Below are 19134 nucleotides of genomic sequence, written 5' to 3' on the forward strand. Positions count from 1 at the left end.
GCGTCAGCTTAGGCCGACGAGGTGACGCGCTTGGCCGCCCCGCGCGCAACTGCCCGGTAGTCCGCATAGCGGAAATCGCTCATCTGGCGAAGATACTGGGTCGCGAAACCCGGGTACATCGAGCCGTTGAACCCGTCCTTGGTGAGATACCAACTGCGACAACCCGACATCCAGGTTGTCTTGGTGAGCCGGCGCTGAATGCTTTCGTTGTGGCGCAGCTGCACGTCTTCGCGTACGTCGAGGTAGCGCAGGTCGTCGTCGAGGATGGTGCGGATGCCGCGCACCGCGTAATCGAGTTGACCCTCGATGTAGACCAGCAGCGAGTTGTGCCCCGGCCCGGAGTTGGGGCCGGTCATGAAGAACAGGTTCGGGTAGCCGTGCGCGTTGATGCTCTTGTAAGCCTGTGCGCCATCGGCCCATTCGTCGGCCAGCGAGCGCCCGCCGAGGCCGGTGACGGCGAACGGCGGGCCGGTGAGGTGGACGTCGTACCCGGTGGCGAACACGATGCAGTCGAGGTGATGTTCGATACCGTCGCTGGTGCGGATGCCGACGGGGCTCAGCGTCGCGATCGGCCAGGAGATCAACTTGCAGTTGTCGCGCTGCAGCGCGGGGTAATAGTCGCTGGAGACCAGCATCCGCTTGCAACCGGGAGCGAAGTCGGGGGTCAGTTGCCGGCGCAGCCACGGGTCCTTGACGGTGGCGCGCAGATGAGCCTGGCCGAGCCGAGCCACCAGCGAGGTCAACGGGGTGTCCCACACCAGGGCGGTGGCGCTGGCTTCGTGGCCCCAGAACAACGCCTGGCGGGCAAGTTGTTGCGCGGCAGGTACTTTGGCGAATAGGATTTGCACGGCCGGCGGGGTCGCCACGTCGAGGCGGGGCAGCACCCAGCCCGGGGTGCGCTGGAACACCTTGACGAATCCAGCCCGTTTGACCAGTTCGGGAATGATCTGGATCGCGCTGGCGCCAGTCCCGATGACGGCGACGCGCTTGTCGGTGAAGTCGTAATCGTGATCCCAGCGGGCACTGTGGATCTTGTGTCCCCGGTAGGTGTTCAGACCACGGATGTTCGGGAAGCTGACATCTGAGAGGGGGCCGGAGGCCAAAACGATGGTGCGGGCGCGAAATTTCTTGCGGTTCTTGGTCTTCGCCGTCCACACACCGGCGTCCTCGTCGAAGCTCAGATCGTTGACCTCGTGTTGGAAACGGATGTGCGGGCGGATGTCGAACTTGGTCGCCATGTCTTCGAGGTGGCGGCAAATCTCGGGGGCAGGGGAGTAGGTCCGCGACCACGTCGGATTTTTCACGAACGAGTAGGAGTAGAGCAGCGACGGCACGTCACAGCTGGCCCCCGGGTAGGTGGTGTCGCGCCAGGTGCCGCCCACCCGGTCGGCGCGCTCCAGGATGACGATGTCGGTAATTCCGGCCTGGGCCAACCGAATTGCGGTACCGAGTCCGGTGAAGCCGGCTCCGATGATCAGCGTTGCGTAGGTGTGGTCGACGGCCATGGTCAGGCTGCCGGCTCGTGGGTGAGTTCCTTCGACCAGCTCGGCGCCGGCCTCAGCAGCGGCTTGGGATAGAAATCCGACAGCCACACCATGGAATTGGCCAGCAGTTGATAGGGGTGTCTCGGGTTGACCACCCACATGCCGTGGCGCTTGAGCAACTTGTAGGTGGGCACCCGCCGGGTGCGCTCACCCCGGTCGCCGAGTTGCTTGAAACGGTTGACCGCGTTGAACAACCGCTCCGAATCCATACCCATGCCGGCCATCTCGTTGCGGACCCGGTTGAGCAGCGGCACGTACATCAGCACGCCGATGATCAGACCAGGGGACGCGAAGCGCCCGACGAATTCGATGGCGAGTCGACGCGCGCTGGCATTGCCGATCATCTCCAGCACCTCGAAATCGACGGCGATGTGCCGTGATTCGTCGTTGTTGATCTTCTCGAACACCTGATGGCAGACGGGATCCTGCACAGTGTCAAGGAGGAACTTCAGCAGCGCGCCGTCGAGTGCGACCTCCAGCATCGGGATCACGGTGCCCAGCACCGACAGCGGCATGTCGTCGGCGAACGTGTCCAGCCACTCGATGGCCAACCGGATGTTGACGTTGGGCTTGGGGATCTCGCCGTCGTCGAGCATGCCCCAGCGCTTCATCAGGGCCAGTTCGGCGTTGGCATGCCGTTGCTCCTCGGCGTGGAAATACCGGTAGATCTCGGCGATGGTGGGGTTCGGCGCCTTCTTGGCGAGCGCGGCGAATCCCCGGGCGCCGATGTTCTCGATCCAGCACAGGTCGGCCATGAAGGCCCGGAGTTTGGGCCGAAACTCGGGCTTGATGGTGTCGGCCCCCGGCGCGTCCCAATCGATGTCGGCAAGCGCCCACTGGCGATCCTTGATCTTGGCAAGCATGGCTTCCATGTCGATGGCCACCAGCAGCCCCCTTCCCATTGCGATTATCAGTGCCTGTTCGCCCGCGACACGAGGCCGACCACGCGGGTATAGGCCTGCGGCGCAAGACGTTTGATGTTCCAGCCGATCTTGGCGTCGAGTTGTGGCATGCAGTAGAGCTCACCGCGATCGTGGGCATCCAGACAGATCCGCGCGACCTTCTGAGCCGAGAACCCGGTCCAGCGCATCAGCGTGTTGGCGAGGTCGCTGGACTCCTCGCTGATCCGGCCCGATGCCACGATATTGGTCTTGACGAACGTCGGACACAACACCGTGACCCGGATGCCGGTACCGGACAATTCGGCGGCCAGCGTTTCGGAAAGCGAAAGCACGCCGGCCTTGCTGACGTTGTAGGCAGCCATGCCGGGAGCGGCACCGAACGCTGCCGCCGAGGCGACGTTGATGATGCCACGTGGGGCGTGCGCGGACCCGGCCTCGCGCAGGATCGGGGTGAACACGTGGCAGCCGTGAATCGGGCCCCACAAATTGATGCCCAGCGTCCACACCCAATCGTCCAGGGGCACATCGCCGATGGCTGCACCGCCGGCGCCGACACCGGCGTTGTTGATGATCAGCGTGGGAGCGGCTCCGAAGAAGGACCGTGCTTCTTCGGCCAGCGCGCGAACGTCGTCGATTCGCGAAACGTCGCAGCGGTTCGCGATCGCCTTCGCGCCGTGCTCGGCGACGGCGTCCGCGGTCTGTTGCGCGGCGACCTCGTCGATGTCACTGCATACCACCGTGCCGCCCCGGCGAGCGAGTTCGACGGCGAACGCCGCGCCGATCCCGCTGCCGGCCCCGGTCACTACGGCCAACGCGCTGTGGCTGGTGGTCTTCGACGTGCCGAGCAGTTTGTCCAGTGGTCCGAGCATCGTCAGCCCACCTTGTCAACCACGGCGCGGGCATCCTGCAAGGAGTGGGCGATGAACCGCGCAACGTAGGCCATGGCCTTTGCCGCTTCGGGCGTCATGCGCGGAAGTGCTTGGAACACATGGACTTGGTGCGGCCACACCTGCAGCTCGCAGCGGCCGCCGGCGGCTGTGATGTCGGCGGCTAACTGCCGCGCATCGTCCTGCAGCATTTCGGCCCCGCCGGCCTGAACCAGGGTCGGCGGCAGCATCGCACCGCCGGCCACGTCGAGTGTCAACCGGGGATGGGTGAGATCGATTTCCGGGTGGTAGAGCGCGACCAGACGGGCCGCGTCGGCGACTCGGATGGCGGGATCGGGACGAATCTTCTCGCGGGCGAGCGCGAGCGCGAAGGTCATGTCGATCAGCGGGGAGAACAGCACCAGCGCGGCAGGAGAGTTCGTGGCGACCTCGGGCTGCAGCAGCATGTCGACCGTCAGGTGACCGCCCGCCGAATCACCGGCTATCACAATGTTTTTCGTCGGCACATTACACGTATGCACCAGCCAGTCCCAGCCCGCCCGGACATCGTCGGCGGCGGTCGGAAAGCGATAACGCGGCGCCAACCGGTAGTCGACGCTGAACACCGGCAGGCCGGTCAGCGATGACAGCCAGGATGCCAACCGCCGGTGGGTCTTTGGCGAGCATACGGCATAACCACTGCCGTGTACGTAGTAGATCGCGCCGTGTGTTGTCGACGAATGCGTGGTTTCGCTCGTCGGCGTCCGTGGCCCGTACACCCATTCACCCTTGACCCGGCGACCGTCGGGCAGTCTCGTGTCGACCAGTTCAACGCGGGTGCCCGACAGTGATGGGCCGAAGGTGGCCATCACACGCGCGATCAGCTGGCGCGACAGCCAGATTCCCCACGCGCGCTCGGGCGGCACCAGCCCGCTGAACGGTCGCAGCGTGTAGGTGCTTACCGCCGCTGCGCCGCGGGACCGCAGTGACCCGCGGGCCGGAACGATGTCCGCCATGCAACGCAGTCAACAGTAAATGGTGACATTCGTCAATGGCAGCTTTCGGTGGGGCGGTGATCCGCGTATGGGGTGCCCCTCCCGGAAGCCGCGCGGCTACTCCAGGCCGTGTGGGTACTCCGAAGCCCGAACCTGGTTTCCGCCAGCGCGTTTCGCCTCGTACATCGCGGCATCGGCGGCCTCGACCAGGCTTTCGATGATCTGTCGCCCGGGCCTTTCGACCACCATCGGCAGACAAGCGCTGCTGACACCCACGCTGGCGGTGACATACCAGTTGGTCGCGGCAATGGCCACCCGCACGGCCTCAGCGGCGTGGAGTGCTTCCTGCTTGCCGATACTTTCGGCGACCAGGAATTCCTCCCCGCCGACGCGAGCGAGCACCGTCTTGCCGTCGCGGATCTGGCGCAGGTTGTCGGCAACGGCCACCAAGATTCGGTCTCCGGTCGCGTGACCGTAGGTGTCGTTGATGCGCTTGAAATTGTCGAGATCGATCATCATCACACTGATGCACAGCGGGCGCTCGTCCCCGGCGAGCAGCTTCGGCGCCGTTCGATAAAAGCCCCGGCGGTTGCGCAGGCCGGTGAGCGGATCGGTCGAGGACTTCAGGGCGTCCACCGACAACCAATGCACGAGGACCTGTCCGCAGAACGGTACTGCCAGCAGCCCCGCACTTAGCACCAACCAATCCGCTGTTGCGATCAACGCGTCGCTGTTCACGGCGATCCGGGCGGCGCAAATTGCTGCGGCACCCGATGCGGTGCCGAGCGTGAAAACCAACAAGCGAGCCGAGTGAAAGAACGCGACGTAACCCGCCAGGCCGCCGAATGCCGCACACCCGAGCATTCCGTTACGCGGATCGTTCTGCACGATGCAGGCGACCGCGATGCCCAGCGCGCCGACCGCTGAAAAGATCTTGGATTGCGCCCGGGTGGGCCAGCGCAGCCCGTATGCCAGCGCGAACCCCAGGAGGATGACGATGGCCGCCATGGCGCCGGCGCGCTGCGTGGGTGCGTGCGGACCCGATGGGCTGCTGAGCATCAGTACCGTCGCTGCCACCAGGGTGGTCAGGATCGCGACGAGCAGGAAGCGGACAAACGGCTTCAGTCCGCGCGCGGCAAGGTATTCCGACAGCCAATCGTAGTGGTCGGGCTGCCGCCACCACACGCTGATCCACCCCACTACCGACGCCCCTCGCCCCCGGTGACGTCGAAATCGACGGCGCCGACCAAACCTTCGGTCGTATGCTACTTACCGGTTGCCGAAACGCAGGGCTCTTCGCGCAAAGCGGGATCGGCGGGTGGGCGTGCAGGCCGATTAATCGCAGCGCCGGAGCGCGAACACCGGGATGACACGCGTGGTCTTGGTCTGGTACACCCCGAAGTTCGGCGACCTGGACACCACCTCGTCGAACAACGAATCGCGCTCCTCGCCCAGGGCCTCGCGGGCCGTGGCCTCGAACGACTCGGTGCCTATCTCCAGGCGCACCTGTGGATTCGCGCGCAAGTTGTGCACCCATGCGGGATCTTTCGGTGCCCCGCCGCGCGAACCGACGATCACCAGGGCGTCATCGATAGGAAAGTACACAAGCGCGGTCAAGCGCGGCAGGCCTGACTTGGCGCCGGTCGTGGTCATCAACAGCACGTTGAGTTCTTCGAAGACGCCGCCGACCTTGCCGGCGTTCTGCCGAAATTCGCCGATGATCTGCTTGTTGAACGTCTGCAGTGCGACCGTGTCGGTCCGGAACCGCTGGTCGTCGAATTCTTGCACTCCGCCGAGGGTAAGGCGCCCTGCGCCGCGTGAGGGCTTATCACGGAGCCGGAAAACGATGGTTGTCAGGCAGAAGTCGTGATCGGTTGGTAGACATAACTTTCTGCCCGGGACGTGGCGCCGGTGGGCACTGCCCGGGAAAGTGAATTGCCAGCTGCCCAAGCCGGGTTCATGATGCTAGGGGCCCGGGCCGCCCGACGCGGTCACGTGGCCGGGCCGGCGATCACAAAGGAGTCCGAATCGTGAAGCTCGCAGAGGCTTTGTCGCTACGCGCGACTGCGGCGCGGCGGATCGAGCAGTTGCGCACCCGCATCGTGAACAACGCTCGATACCAAGAAGGCGAAGAGCCCGCCGAGGACGCGTCGGCCCTGTTGACCGAAGTCGGCGAGGTGCTCGATGAGTTCGAAACTCTGATCCGGCGTATCAATCGCACCAACGCGGCCACCACCCTCGACGCGGACGGCACCCTGACCGATGCGTTGGCCCGCCGCGACGCGTTGCGCCACCGTCACTACGTGGTGACCGTGGCGGCAGATGCGGCTGCAGGCATTAACCAGCCCAACTACTCGCGGCAGCTGCGGTCCGAGCTGAAAATGCAGTCCGCGTTGCCTGTCGCCGAGTTGCGCGCGCAGGCCGATGTGCTGGCGCGCGAGCTTCGTGAGCTAGACGTGCGGATCCAACGCTCCAATTGGGAGGTAGATCTGCTGGATTGAGAAGGTGGAGCAGGTAGTTGTCGTGAAGGCGTGCACAAGCCCTGATCGGCGGGCGAAGTCCGGTCTCTCCTGGCGCGCGAAGGGCAGCGCAGAGGGTCCGATTCCCTCATCACATCGCAGCCCAGCATTGCGCACCGGTGACGGCACACAGCACACAGCACATCACCACGTGCAGATTCGTGACAATGAGGGCGGGCACGGGGCATCCACCTTGGGAATCCCACTCGACGGATAATCGTCTCCAGCATCCCAAATGTGCCAGGAAAGGAAAGCCGCTGATGATCCGCGGAAAGTCGGTCGTCGTAACGGGTTCCACGTCGGGTATAGGTCTTGCGATCGCACGGGCTTTCGCCGCGGAGGGAGCTAACGTGACCCTCAATGGCTTCGGTGACCCGGAGGTTGTCGAGCAGCAGCGGTCCGATATCGAAGAGACTTTCGGGGTGACGGCGGCCTATTCGGGCGCCGACGTGACCAAGCCGGCCGAGATCGCCGACATGATCGGCGACGCCGAACGGACCTTCGGGTCGGTCGATGTCCTCGTCAACAATGCGGGGGTTCAGTTCGTGGCGAAGCTGGAGGACTTTCCGGTCGAGAAGTGGGACGCGGTGATCGCGACGAATCTGTCGGCCGTGTTCCACACGTCTCGCTGCGCACTGCCCGGGATGAAACGGCGCGGCTGGGGCCGAATCATCAACATCGCCTCGGCGCACGGCCTGGTCGCGAGTGCGGAGAAATCGGCCTATGTGGCGGCCAAGCATGGCGTTGTGGGGCTGACCAAAGTGGCGGCGATCGAGACCGCCGAGCACGGCATCACTTGCAACGCAATCTGTCCCGGATGGATCATGACCCCTCTGATCGAGCAGCAGATCGAAGCGTTCGCCAAGTCGGCGGGAAAGTCCTTCGACGAGGCCAAGCAAGAATTCGTCGCCGACAAGCAGCCGATGGCGCGCTTCACCCGCCCGGAAGACGTTGGGGCACTTGCGGTTTTCCTGGCCGGCGATGCGGCGGCCACCATCACCGGTGCCAGCTACTCGATCGACGGCGGCTGGACCGCCCAATGACGCCCTAGGTGGTTTGCGCCTGCGGCAGCGGGCGACTGCGCACCAGGGTCGGCCACCAGAACCACGGCCCGAGAATGCGCAGAATGCACGGCACCACAAACGACCGCACGATCAAGGTGTCGAGCAGCAATCCGATGCACACGGTGGAACCCACCTGGCCGATCGTTCTCAGATCGCTTGTCAGCATTGCCAGCATCGTGAACGCGAACACCAAGCCCGCGGACGTCACCACACCGCCGGTGCTGCCGAGCGCGCGGATCAGACCGGTGTGGATCCCGGCGTGCAGCTCCTCTTTGACGCGAAGGATCAACAGCAGGTTGTAGTCCGAACCGACCGCCACCAGGATGATGAACGTAAGCGGCAAAATCAGCCAGTGCAGCGGCAGACCGATGAGATGCTGCCAAACGAGGATGGAGAGCCCGAACGCGCCGGCGTAAGAGAAGGCCACCGTCAAGGGAATTACCAAGGCCGCCATCAGACTTCGCGTCAGGAACAGCATGATCAAGAAGATCAGCACGAACGCGGCGATCGCCACGATCAGCAGATCGGACGCGGCGTATTGCTTGATGTCCTTATTGGTTGCCCCGGAACCGCCGATATAGACTTTCGAGCCGGCCAGCGAGGTCTCCTTGAGCGCCACCGTTATCGCGTTGGGGAACTGTTCGACGTGCTGCACACCCTCCGGGCCGTTGGCGTCTCCCTCGTGGGTCACGATGATTCGGGCGGCCTTGCCGTCCGGCGACATCAGCAGCTGCATACCGGTTTTGACGTCGTCGTTGTCGAAACCCTCGTGGGGGATATAGAAGAAGTCATCGCTGCGGGACTGGTCGAAGTCGAGTCCGACATTGATTTGGTCGTCGAATGTCTGGTCGGTCTGTGTGGTTTGCAAAGACGACTGACCGTAGGTGTTGACCAAGAGATTGGCCAGCGCCTCCGAGTCGTCGGCGGTGAGTTTCAGTTGCGTGATGATTTGCGGCAAGGTCTTGTCGATGACCTCGAGCGAGGCTACGGCGTCCTTGATGTCGTCGGCCATCTTGTCGAGACCGTCGATCGACTCGAACAGCGACCTGAAGGCGTAGCAGACGGGAATGTCGAAACAGTGCTTCTCCCAATAGAAATAGCTGCGCATCGGCCGGAAGAAGTCTTCGAGGTTGGCTAGGTTCGACCTCAACTCGTCGGTGACCTTTTGCATGTCCTCCATCGTGAGGACCGTCTTGTGCATCTCGTCCGACATCGTCTGGAAGAAGCCGATCTCCTTGCGCAAGACCGCGACCGTGTGCTGCGTGATCTCGGCCTGCTCACTGGTATTGGCGTTTTGCCGCTGGTTGAACGGGAGCTGTTGGCCCAGACCGCTGCCCTGTGTGGTGAACAGATACGGGATGTGGGCATGCTCCAAAGCTCGACCCATCGGCCTGGTGATGCTCTGCACCATCGCGACGCCGGAAAGGCGTTCCAGAGCCTTGGCGGCGCGGTCCAACGAGATGAAGTCAGCCGAGTTCCTCAGGTCGTGATCCGACTCGATCATCAACATCTCGGAAAAGAGCTTGCTCTTCGGGAAATGCCGATCCGCCGCCTGGAAACCAAGATTGGCGGGGGAATTGTGCGGCTGGTACTGACGGTCGTCGTAGTTCTGGCGGTACGTCGGCACGAAGATCGCTCCGAGCATGACGGCAGCGGTGCTGGCCGCCAGGATCGGCACCGGCCATCGGACGACGCTCGTCCCGATCCGTCGATACAGGTGCGCTTTGGCCTTGCTTTTCGGGTCGAAGAGCCCAAAGAGGCTGCCCACGGTCAAAAACGCCGGACCGAGCGTCAGCGCTGCCGCGATGGTGAACAGCATGCTGATCGCGACCGCCGGCCCCATGGTGTGGAAGTAGTTGAGGCGCGCGAAAGTCAAGCAGTAGCAAGCCCCGGCGATCGTCAGCCCGGACCCGAGGATGACGGGCGTGACGCTTTTGTATGCGGTGTAGAACGCCTGCTCCCTGCCTTCGCCGTCGTGTCGCGCCTCGTGGTAGCGGCCCATCAGGAAGATGCCGTAGTCCGTGCCCGCTCCCAGGGTCAGCGCGACTACGATATTCACCGCGAATGACGAGAGTTCGATGTACCCAAGATGACCGAGGGTCGCGATAACTCCCTTCGCGACCAACATCTCGAACAGCACTCCGGCCAACGGCACAAACAGGGTGACCACAGAGCGGTACACCAGCAGCAACATCCCGATGATCAGAAAGATCGTCACGATCGTGATGTCGTTCAGGCTCGAATTCGCAATAGCTACGGTGTCCGAGGCCAGCGGTGCGGCGCCGCTGACGTAAACCTTGAGCCCGGGTGGCGGCGTGTCCTTCGCGACGATATCCCGAACGGCCGCAACGGATTCATTCGCTTGCATCTGGCCGATATCGCCGGCGAGACGCAGCAGCACGTATGCGCACTTGCCGTCGAGGCTCTGCGCCCCTGCCGCGGTGATCGGTTTGCCCCACAGATCCATGGCGTACTGCACATGCTTGGGGTCTTGCTTGAACCGGCGCATCAGATCGTCGTAGTACTGATGATCCGCGTCGCCCAGCGGCCGATTGGCTTCCAGCACAATCATGGCCAAGCTGGTCGAATTGGACTCGTGGAACTTCGCGCCGATGGACAACAACGCTCGCTGTGACGGCGCGTAGTGCGGGACTACCGGACCCGCGAGTTCTTCTGCGACCCGCTCTACCTGCGGCATGAAGGTGTTCGTCGACACGGCCAAAAGCGCCCAGAAGGCGATGATCGGTATCGCGAAGACGCGGACCATTCTGGGAACGAAAGGTCGTTTCGCCACAGGCTCCGACCGATGCTCGCTCATGCGGATTTCACCAGGCAGAAGACGTGTGCGTCCTGATGGGCATCGGACTGTTCAGCGCGGACAACGCCGTTGACCCGCAACCGGCAGCCGACCTGGCCGCCCTGAACCTGCGCCGAGATGCTGCCGGACACCACGGTCAGTGTGGTCGACTCCGTGTGCGACCACGGCAGCGTCGTGAGATCAACCCGATGCGGATGTCCGTTGACGTCCACCCACACGAGCATCCCGCCTTGCCCGACGTTGCCGAACAACTCGTAGGTGAGCCGTTTGATACTGAACTCCGGCGGTGCCGCGGGCTCATTGACGGTGATGACTGGCGGGGGGTTGGAGAACTCGTGCACCTTCCACATGGCCACCCCTCCCACGGTGAGCGCAACGACGGCGACCAAAGGCATCCAGACTCGTGCCAAGACGGTCCTGCCGACTGAACGAGGGCTCACTCGATCACCTTTTCGGACTACGGTTCGGGCCTGGCGCTCTCATTTCATCCCCGCCCGCGCGCCGCCCGAATAGTAGACGGTCATGTGCCCAATGCGGTGGACTGATGGTCAAGAGTAGCGGCTTTGGGCCAATACGAGAACATGATGACTACCGAAGTTGCCACCCGCCGGGGTTCACGGCAACGGGGATGCGCCCAGTCACGCCGATCGCGGCACGAATCGCTGCGATCATGCCGGTTTGCTTAGAGCGCCGCCGGCGCGTGAAAAGGCATGTCAGCAACGGCACGAGCCGTACTCATGTCGTTGCTCACGACAATTTCCGCAAACGTCTTTTCAACCTCACGCTGCGCAGGATCTGAGTCGTGAAGTTCAGCGAGGCGAGCATGGGGAACACCCCGAGGAAGGTCCGCTCCGACGGCGTCGCCCCGTGCAAGTGGTACAGGCTCCCGAACACGTAGAAGCAACCGACCGAGAACAAGGCGCCGGGGATGCTGAACGTCAGCAAGGAGCTGCGATCGGCCACGATTTGCTTCGCGTAGTCGAGCTCTTCTTGCGACATCGGTTCGCGTTTACGCACCTTCACGGTGACCGTCCTGGCGATGCCGATTTCGTCGGATATCGGAGTGGAAGGCCGTTCCCCCAGCCGCTTGATGTACACGGCCGCAATGGTGGCGAACACCAGAGCCAGTACCAGGGCAACGACCGTCAGCAGGCCGAACAAACCTTGCTCCATTGCTCGCTCCTTGCCTGACGGTAGCCGTTGTGGACGCGACCGAGCACTAGCTTAGGCCCGAACCCGGGGCGTGGGGAATCGCTGCCAGCCTTTGGTCAGGCGCCGGTAACGGTTCGAGCTCGTTTCGGTCATGCCGCCGCACGTCGGACGCCGCCGCGGATCGCGCGGTTTAACAATGCGGGCATGACGCAATCGCGGGAGTCCGACGATGGCGCGTGAAATCTCGCGGCAGACGTTTCTGCGTGGTGCCGCCGGAGCACTAGCCGCCGGAGCGGTGTTCGGGACGAGCCGACTCGGTTCGGCCCCGGCTAGCGCTGCGCCGAATGCCACTGGCTGGGAAGGACTTTCGTCCGCGCTTGGCGGCAAGGTGCTGCTGCCGGACAGCCCGCAATTCGGCTCGGCCAAGCAGGTTTTCAACACCAACTACAACGGTTTGACCCCGGCCGCGATAGTCACTCCGACGTCGGCGACCGACGTGCAGAAAGCGATGGCCTTCGCCGCCGCCAATCACCTCAAGGTCGCTCCCCGCAGTGGGGGACACTCGTACATCGGCGCGTCGACGGCTAACGGCGCCATGGTTTTTGACCTGCGTCAGCTGCCCGGTGGAGTCAACTACGACGCGGCCACCGGGCAGGTCACGGTGACGCCGGCGACGAGTTTGTATTCCATGCACGAGACGCTGGCCGGTGCCGGCCGGGGTTTGCCGACGGGCACGTGCCCGTCGGTGGGCGCCGCGGGACACGCGCTGGGCGGTGGAATGGGTGCCGACTCCCGGCATGCCGGCCTGCTGTGTGACCAGCTGACCTCGGCGCAGGTGGTGCTCCCTGGCGGCCAGGCGGTGACGGCGTCGGCCAACAGCAACCCCGATCTGTTCTGGGCACTGCGCGGTGGTGGGGGCGGCAATTTCGGGGTGACCACCTCGCTCACCTTCAACACGTTCCCCACCCACGACGTCGACGCCGTGAACCTCAACTTCCCGGCGCAGTCGTTCGCGCAGGTGCTTGTCGGCTGGGCCAACTGGTTGCGCACCGCGGACCGCAACAGCTGGGCACTGGCCGACAGCACTACCGACGGGATGGGCACGTCGTGCCGCATTCTTGCGACCTGCCCGGCCGGATCGGGCCCCAGCGTGGCGAACGCCATCACTCACGCTGTCGGCTTACAGCCGAGCGGGGTCGACAACCACACCTTCAACCGCATGGACCTGGTCCGGTATCTGGCCGTCAACAATCTCAACCCGCAGCCGCTGGGTTATGTCGGCGGCTCAGATGTCTTCCAGACGCTCAGCCCGGCCGCCGCGCAGGGAATTGCCGCCGCGGTCAACGCTTTTCCGCGCGGTGCGGGCCGGATGCTGGCGATCATGCACGCGCTGGACGGCGCGCTGGCGACTGTCGCGCCGGGGGCCACCGCATACCCGTGGCGTCAGCAGGCCGCGCTGGTGCAGTGGTACGTCGAAACCGGCGACCCGGCGGCCGCGACGAACTGGCTCAGCACGGCACACCAAGCGGTGCAACAGTATTCGGTCGGCGGCTATGTGAACTACATCGAGGCCAACCAGCCGCCGGCGCGCTACTTCGGGCAGAACCTGTCCCGGCTGTCGGCCGTGCGGCAGAAATTCGACCCGGGCCGGGTCATGTTCTCGGGGTTGAACTACTAGCCGCTTCGGCGACCGTCACTCCACCCTCGACGACGCATAGCCACGCCAGGGCCACCGCACTCGGATGCCGGTCGGCGGGCAAACGCCGGCTGCGCCGCGACTCGCTAACACCAAAGCCTTCGGCGGGACCGTGCTGTGTCCGGGATCACCCAGGTGCCTTGGAGGGGGCTTAGTAGCAACAGCGCATGGAGAGAGGATAGGGTAACCAAACAAAATTAGGGCAGCCTGTGCTAATTCAGGGAGGTTTTCGTGGTGCGTGCCCCCGCGGACTCGGAGAGCATCCGTGCGGAGGTGGCCGAACTGGTCGGCATCGGTGTTGATGCTGTTCAGCACGCCTGCAACCCGCGGTGTCGGGGCCTGGGCTCGCTCCGGGTGACGTCGCCGGCGGGCTCGTCGCGGCGAGTGGCGGCAGGGTCCCAGGCCCACTCGGCCATCGCCCTCGGCAACGCCGCCCATGGATCCGGTGAGCATCATGACGTTCCGTGACCTGATCAGCATGCCTTCCACATTTCCGTCCTGGGTCAAGCTGGTGCCCGGGCACAAGTCGACCGATGGCGCCACGGTGGTGTTTCCGCACGCCGGAGCGGCCGCCGTGAGCTACCGGCTGCTGGCCGCCGCACTGGCTGCCGGGGGCGACGTCTACATCGTCCAGTACCCGCAACGCGCCGACCGGCTCGCCGAACCTGCCCACGAGACCGTGCACGACCTTGCCCTCGGGCTCTTTGAGGCCGGGCCGTGGCGCAGCGTCGCGCCGTTGCGGCTGTTCGGGCACAGCATGGGTGCCGTGGTGGCGTTCGAGTTTGCCCGGGTGGCCGAAGAGCGCGACGTCGCCGTGCAGAAGCTTTGGGCGTCCGCCGGTCCGCCGCCGTGTGTCGTCGCCGACATGCCCGAGTTGCCGACCAGCGATGACGGCGTGCTCGCCGAGATCGCCGACCTGGGCGGTACCGATCCCGAACTGCTGGCCGACGAGGAATTCTCCGAGCTGCTCACTACCGCGATGCGCGCCGACTATCAGGCCTTCAATCGCTACGACCCCAGTCCCGATATCCGCGTCGGCACCGACATCCACGTCCTGGGCGGCCGCGACGATCACCGCATTGCGATCGATGTGCTGCGCCAGTGGGAACGGCATACCGCCGGGTCCTTCCAGTTGTCGCTGTATGACGGCGGCCACTTCTACCTCTACGACCATGTCGATGCGATCGCCGCACAGGTGAATGCCGATGTCTGACAACGGGGTCGAAGCCGCCGACACCGATCCGGTGGTGATCGTCGGGATGGCCGTCGAAGCACCCGGCGGTATCGACACCGCCGACAGCTATTGGGACCTGCTGGCCCACGGCCGCGAGGCGCTGGGCCCGTTTCCGACCGACCGCGGCTGGTCGGTCGCCGAGCTGCTCGCCGGATCGCGCCGCAGCGGATTCAAACAGATCCACGACCGCGGTGGATTCCTCAGCGGGGCAGCAACATTCGACCCCGAATTCTTCGGGATTTCACCGCGCGAAGCAATCGCGATGGACCCACAGCAGCGGGTGACGCTGCGGGTGTCCTGGCGCGCGCTGGAGAACAGCGGCATCAATCCCGACGACCTGGCCGGCCACGATGTGGGCTGCTTCGTCGGCGCGTCCATGACCGGGTACGGGCCCGAGATGGCCGAGTTCTCTCGGCACAGCGGCCATCTGCTCGCCGGGACGGCGCTGAGCGTGATCTCGGGACGGGTGGCCTACACGCTGGGCCTGACCGGCCCGGCGCTCACCCTCGACTCCTCGTGCGCGTCGGCGCTGGTGGCCTTCCACGTCGCGGTGCGCGCCCTGCACGACGGCGACTGTGACCTGGCGCTGGCCGGGGGGGTCAACGTCTTGGGCTCGCCGGGCTTCTTCGTCGAGTTCTCCAAGCAACACGCCCTCTCCGACGACGGCTACTGCCGCCCGTACAGCGCGCAGGCCAGCGGGACGGTGTGGGCCGAAGGATCGGCAATGTTTGTGCTGCAGCGCAAATCCGCGGCGCTGCGGGCCGGCCGGCAGATCATCGCCGAAGTCCGCGCCACCGCCGTCAACCAGGACGGTCGCAGCGCCGGCCTGTCCGCCCCCAGCGAGGACGCGCAGGTCCGGCTGTTCCGCCGCGCGATCACCCGGGCCGCGATCATGCCCGAGGAAGTCGGCATGATCGAGGGACACGGCACCGGTACCCGGCTCGGCGATCGTACCGAATTGCGTTCGCTGGCAAAAACTTACGGGAACACCGACCCCGGCGCCGGGGCGCTGCTGGGTTCGGTCAAGTCCAACCTGGGTCACTCGCTGGCCGCCGCCGGTGCGCTCGGGCTGGCCAAGGTACTCGTCTCGGCCGAACACGGCGCGATACCGGCCACCCTGCACGCCGACGAGGCCAGCCATGAAATCGATTGGGAAGGGCAAGGTTTACGCCTGGCGCAGACCCTGACTCCGTGGCCGGCCATTGCCGGACAACGCACGGCCGTGGCGTCGGCCTTCGGGATCGCGGGTACCAACGCGCATCTGATCGTCTCCATGCCAGAGGTGGCATAGTGCTCGATCACCTGTTGCCCGACGGCCGTGTCCCGGTGCTGTTCACCTCGCACGACAAAGAGCTGATCCGCCGGGATGCCGCGGCGATCCTGGACTACTTGGACCGCAGCGGCAACGCCGCGCCGGATCTGGCGGCGTCGGTCGCGTCGACCCTGCTGCGGCTGCGGCGGCTGCGACGTCACCGCACGGTGGTGCGGGCAGCCGACCGGGCCGAGCTCGTCGACGCCTTGTCGGCGCTGGCCCGCGACGACGAGCACCCCCTGATCAGCCGGTCGTCGAAAAGCTCGGCGCCGCGCATCGCTTTCGTGTTTCCGGGCCAGGGCAATCAATGGCAGGCGATGGGAGCCGACGCCTACCGGGTGCTGCCGGCGTACCGAAAAACCGCGGACGAGTGCGGGAAGGCGTTCGTCGCGGCCGGGTTGCCCTCGCCGCTGCCTTACCTGGTGGAGGAGCAGGAGCAGAACTGGTCGCGCACGCAGATCCAGGGCGCGCAGTTCACCCACGCGGTCAGTCTGGCCGCGGCATGGCGAAACTACGGGGTGGTTCCCGAGGTCACCATCGGGCACAGCCTCGGTGAGGTAGCGGCGGCGTATGTGGCCGCGACGATCAGATTGCCCGACGCGGTCCGATTGGTCGGCGCTCGCGCGAGCGTCGTCGACCGGCTGACCGGCCGGTACGCGATGGCGGTGCTGGGCGTCGGCCTCGAAGAGGCGGAGTCCGTGCTGGCCGATGCGCCCGGCTGGCTGGAAGTGTCCGCGGTCAACGGCCCGTCGTCGACCGTGGTCTCCGGTGAGCACGACGCGGTGGCCGCGGCGGTGCAACTGGCGGGACGGCGCGGCATCTTCAATCATCAACTGTCCGTTGACTATCCGGGGCACACCAGCGCACTGCGGCCGTTGCGGACTCCGTTGATCGAGCTGATGCCCGATTCGGGCTTCCAGCGCGGCGAGGCGCGCTTCGTCGGCTCCACGTTCGGCAGCGAGGTGCACGAGGGCATCGACTTCTCCGAGTACTGGTACGAGAACCTCTGTGGCACGGTGCGATTCGACCGGGCGGTGCGACATGCGCAGAAGCTGGGCGTCGACACGTTCGTGGAACTGTCCGCACACCCGTCGCTGCTCTATCCGCTGGCCGCCATCGTTGACGAGGAGTCGGCGGTGGTCGTCGGGTCGGGGCATCGCGACAAACCCATCGTCGAGGCGCTTTCGGCGAATATCGCCGCCGTCGCGACGGCCGACCCCGGTAGCCCGTGGGCCAACACCATCCCGAGCGGTATCCGGGCGCCGCTGCCGAGGTTCCCGAACGCGCCGATGCGGGCGGTGCACCTGTGGGCGACGCCGGAACCGCTGACCGACACGATCGCGGTGCCGACGCTGACCGCTGCCGTCGAGGATTGGCAGCAGGTGACATCGACGACGGGTGCAACCGGTTGCAGCATCGGGTTTTTCGGCGAGGCCGCCGCGGGCGCGTTGACGCGGCAACTGATCGACGCCGTCGCCACGCACGACGGCTGCCGGGCGGTACCGCTTGGCGAGGCCGAAATCGTCGTGGTGGTCGCCCCGGAACTCGACCGGCTGGATGCGCTCGCCGCAATCGAGCAGATCGCCGGGCGATCCGACGCGGGCCTGCCCGACTACGCCGCGATCACCGGCCCACGTTGCCGGGTCGTGTGGTTGCTGACCGTCGGTGCCGAGCAGGTCGAGCGAGAGGATCCGAACGTCTCGCCCGCACAGGCCGCCCTGGCGGCGATGCACCGCAGCGTCGGGTTCGAGTTCCCGGACCAGATCTTCGGGCACCTGGACCTGCCCAGTCGCAATGTCGACGCCGCAACCGCGCTCGCGGTCGTTGAAGCACTGATCGGCGAGGGGGCCGAGATCGCGGTGCGGGGGACCGAACCGCCCCGACGCTATGCTCGGACGTTCCGGGAGTGCCGCGACTCCGCAATCAGCCGGCCATTGGACGGCGCCGCACTGGACAACGTGGTGATCACCGGCGGCAGCGGAGCGATCGGCCTGCGGTACGCGCGGTACTGCATCGAGCACGGCGCACGCACGGTGACCTTGTTGAGCCGCAACGGCGTTGACACCGACACGTTGGCACGGCTCGCCGAAAACCATGATGCGGTGGTGCAGGCACCGCGCTGTGACATCACCGACCGCGTCGCGTTGTCCGCCGCCGCGCTCGAATATGCCGGCTCGGGTGCATCGTTGCTGATACACACCGCGGGCATCGCCAAAGTGGTTGTGCGCGAAGATCTCACCGGCACGGATGTAGCCGAGGTATGTGAGGCGAAGGTTCGCGGATTGGCGCTGCTGACCGAGGTCTGGCCGGCGCGGCCCGACTGCCGGATTCTGGCCTGCTCGTCGGTGTTTGGCGTGTGGGGCGGCTACCACCATGCGGCGTACGCGGCGTCCAACCGGATGCTCGACGTGCTGGCCGCCCAGTTGCGGGCCAGCGGCCGGGACTGCACGGCGATTCGATGGGGCCTATGGCAGACCGCCGGTGTGGTGGCGGCCAACGAGATCACCCGCACCGAGCGCTCGGGATTGATTGCGATGGACCCCGAATCGGCGATCGAAGCCAGTCTGTACCGTTACCACGGCGATCCCCTGATTTTCGACGCGGACTTCGACCGGCTCGCGGTCTTCTTCGAAAGCCAGGGAATGCCAACGCCGTTCAGCGGCCCCGGCGGCGAAAGCTCGGTGCATGACAACGGATCGGCTGTGCAACCGGTCGCCGACGTGGTGCGTGCTGAGCTGGCCGCCACGTTGCACCTGGGTGATTCGTCGTCGATTGACCCGAGTGCCTCGCTGATCGACCTGGGTGTGGACTCGTTGCTCGCGCTGGACCTGCGCAAGCGGCTGCGCCGGACGGTGGGGAACTCGGTTCCGGTGGCCCGCATGCTCGGCGGCATCACCGTCCACGAATTGATCGATGCGTTGGGCGCCGGCTCGACCAGCGGGCCGAAAGCTCCGCCGACGTTGGATGCCGGTGCCGCTGCGATCGGGGCGCAACATTCGACGCTCGCGATGCTAGAAAGGTTGGACTCCTAG

Annotated in this window: 16 protein-coding genes; 7 read left to right on the forward strand and 9 right to left on the reverse strand. The window is 65.4% G+C overall.

The genetic code is table 11. The features are described 5' to 3' along the window. Positions 1 to 8: 8 nt before the first annotated feature. The 6 genes from ACAG21_RS06725 to ACAG21_RS06750 all read right to left on the reverse strand — a co-directional run bounded on the left by ACAG21_RS06725 (position 9) and on the right by ACAG21_RS06750 (position 6095). Positions 9 to 1511 (reverse strand): flavin-containing monooxygenase, encoded by a 1503-nt coding sequence (locus ACAG21_RS06725; protein ID WP_370495475.1) that lies wholly within the window; start codon positions 1509 to 1511, stop codon positions 9 to 11. After that, positions 1508 to 2428, reverse strand: coding sequence for a reductase (locus ACAG21_RS06730; RefSeq protein WP_096289176.1), 921 nt, complete (start codon positions 2426 to 2428; stop codon positions 1508 to 1510). The genes ACAG21_RS06725 and ACAG21_RS06730 overlap by 4 nt, the downstream gene beginning before the upstream one ends. A 26-nt stretch (positions 2429 to 2454) precedes the next feature. Continuing rightward, on the reverse strand, positions 2455 to 3315 hold the full coding sequence (locus ACAG21_RS06735) for an SDR family NAD(P)-dependent oxidoreductase (protein WP_370495186.1): 861 nt from the start codon (positions 3313 to 3315) through the stop codon (positions 2455 to 2457). 2 nt (positions 3316 to 3317) lie between these two features. Beyond that, positions 3318 to 4328, reverse strand: a complete 1011-nt coding sequence (locus tag ACAG21_RS06740; RefSeq protein ID WP_370495187.1) for an alpha/beta hydrolase — start codon at positions 4326 to 4328, stop codon at positions 3318 to 3320. A 96-nt stretch (positions 4329 to 4424) separates the two neighbouring features. Next, entirely contained in the window at positions 4425 to 5507 is a 1083-nt protein-coding gene (locus ACAG21_RS06745; RefSeq protein WP_370495188.1) for a diguanylate cyclase domain-containing protein, read from the reverse strand. 135 nt (positions 5508 to 5642) lie between these two features. Next, positions 5643 to 6095: a nitroreductase family deazaflavin-dependent oxidoreductase gene (locus ACAG21_RS06750; RefSeq protein WP_370495189.1), complete on the reverse strand. Its 453-nt coding sequence runs from the start codon at positions 6093 to 6095 to the stop codon at positions 5643 to 5645. Between the two features lie 242 nt (positions 6096 to 6337). Between ACAG21_RS06750 and ACAG21_RS06755 the strand changes: the two genes are divergently transcribed. Both ACAG21_RS06755 and ACAG21_RS06760 read left to right on the forward strand, forming a co-directional pair. Beyond that, positions 6338 to 6808, forward strand: coding sequence for a DIP1984 family protein (locus ACAG21_RS06755; protein WP_370495190.1), 471 nt, complete (start codon positions 6338 to 6340; stop codon positions 6806 to 6808). A 278-nt stretch (positions 6809 to 7086) separates the two neighbouring features. Then, the gene (locus tag ACAG21_RS06760; protein ID WP_370495191.1) at positions 7087 to 7869 is read left to right on the forward strand and encodes a 3-hydroxybutyrate dehydrogenase; all 783 of its coding nucleotides are present in this window, start codon (positions 7087 to 7089) and stop codon (positions 7867 to 7869) included. 4 nt (positions 7870 to 7873) lie between these two features. On the opposite strand, the gene ACAG21_RS06765 is transcribed toward ACAG21_RS06760, so the two are convergent. The 3 genes from ACAG21_RS06765 to ACAG21_RS06775 all read right to left on the reverse strand — a co-directional run bounded on the left by ACAG21_RS06765 (position 7874) and on the right by ACAG21_RS06775 (position 11881). Continuing rightward, complete coding sequence (locus ACAG21_RS06765; protein WP_370495192.1) at positions 7874 to 10708, reverse strand: RND family transporter; 2835 nt, start codon at positions 10706 to 10708, stop codon at positions 7874 to 7876. Beyond that, entirely contained in the window at positions 10705 to 11103 is a 399-nt protein-coding gene (locus ACAG21_RS06770) for an MmpS family transport accessory protein (RefSeq protein ID WP_370495476.1), read from the reverse strand. Before ACAG21_RS06770 ends, ACAG21_RS06765 begins: the two co-directional genes overlap by 4 nt. Before the next feature lie 352 nt (positions 11104 to 11455). Further along, a complete protein-coding gene (locus ACAG21_RS06775) occupies positions 11456 to 11881 on the reverse strand; it encodes a hypothetical protein (protein ID WP_370495193.1) in 426 nt (141 codons plus the stop codon). A gap of 208 nt (positions 11882 to 12089) precedes the next feature. Between ACAG21_RS06775 and ACAG21_RS06780 the strand changes: the two genes are divergently transcribed. From ACAG21_RS06780 to mbtD, 5 genes are all read left to right on the forward strand, one after another. Then, entirely contained in the window at positions 12090 to 13538 is a 1449-nt protein-coding gene (locus ACAG21_RS06780; RefSeq protein ID WP_370495194.1) for an FAD-binding protein, read from the forward strand. 249 nt (positions 13539 to 13787) lie between these two features. Then, a complete protein-coding gene (locus ACAG21_RS06785; RefSeq protein ID WP_370495195.1) occupies positions 13788 to 14024 on the forward strand; it encodes a hypothetical protein in 237 nt (78 codons plus the stop codon). Further along, positions 14011 to 14769: a thioesterase II family protein gene (locus ACAG21_RS06790; RefSeq protein ID WP_370495196.1), complete on the forward strand. Its 759-nt coding sequence runs from the start codon at positions 14011 to 14013 to the stop codon at positions 14767 to 14769. Before ACAG21_RS06785 ends, ACAG21_RS06790 begins: the two co-directional genes overlap by 14 nt. Beyond that, positions 14756 to 16081, forward strand: coding sequence for a polyketide synthase (locus ACAG21_RS06795; protein ID WP_370495197.1), 1326 nt, complete (start codon positions 14756 to 14758; stop codon positions 16079 to 16081). Before ACAG21_RS06790 ends, ACAG21_RS06795 begins: the two co-directional genes overlap by 14 nt. After that, positions 16081 to 19134: a mycobactin polyketide synthase MbtD gene (mbtD, locus tag ACAG21_RS06800; protein WP_370495198.1), complete on the forward strand. Its 3054-nt coding sequence runs from the start codon at positions 16081 to 16083 to the stop codon at positions 19132 to 19134. The genes ACAG21_RS06795 and mbtD overlap by 1 nt, the downstream gene beginning before the upstream one ends.

The organism is Mycobacterium sp. pR1184 (assembly GCF_041287235.1).
Classification (GTDB): Bacteria; Actinomycetota; Actinomycetes; order Mycobacteriales; family Mycobacteriaceae; genus Mycobacterium.

Bases quoted from the DNA above. Each gene is read 5' to 3' on its own strand.
- ACAG21_RS06735 (WP_370495186.1), bottom strand. From the start codon at position 3,315: ATGCTCGGACCACTGGACAAACTGCTCGGCACGTCGAAGACCACCAGC.
- ACAG21_RS06740 (WP_370495187.1), bottom strand. From the start codon at position 4,328: ATGGCGGACATCGTTCCGGCCCGCGGGTCACTGCGGTCCCGCGGCGCA.
- ACAG21_RS06760 (WP_370495191.1), top strand. From the start codon at position 7,087: ATGATCCGCGGAAAGTCGGTCGTCGTAACGGGTTCCACGTCGGGTATA.
- ACAG21_RS06765 (WP_370495192.1), bottom strand. From the start codon at position 10,708: ATGAGCGAGCATCGGTCGGAGCCTGTGGCGAAACGACCTTTCGTTCCC.
- ACAG21_RS06770 (WP_370495476.1), bottom strand. From the start codon at position 11,103: ATGCCTTTGGTCGCCGTCGTTGCGCTCACCGTGGGAGGGGTGGCCATG.
- ACAG21_RS06775 (WP_370495193.1), bottom strand. From the start codon at position 11,881: ATGGAGCAAGGTTTGTTCGGCCTGCTGACGGTCGTTGCCCTGGTACTG.
- ACAG21_RS06780 (WP_370495194.1), top strand. From the start codon at position 12,090: ATGGCGCGTGAAATCTCGCGGCAGACGTTTCTGCGTGGTGCCGCCGGA.
- ACAG21_RS06790 (WP_370495196.1), top strand. From the start codon at position 14,011: ATGACGTTCCGTGACCTGATCAGCATGCCTTCCACATTTCCGTCCTGG.
- ACAG21_RS06795 (WP_370495197.1), top strand. From the start codon at position 14,756: ATGCCGATGTCTGACAACGGGGTCGAAGCCGCCGACACCGATCCGGTG.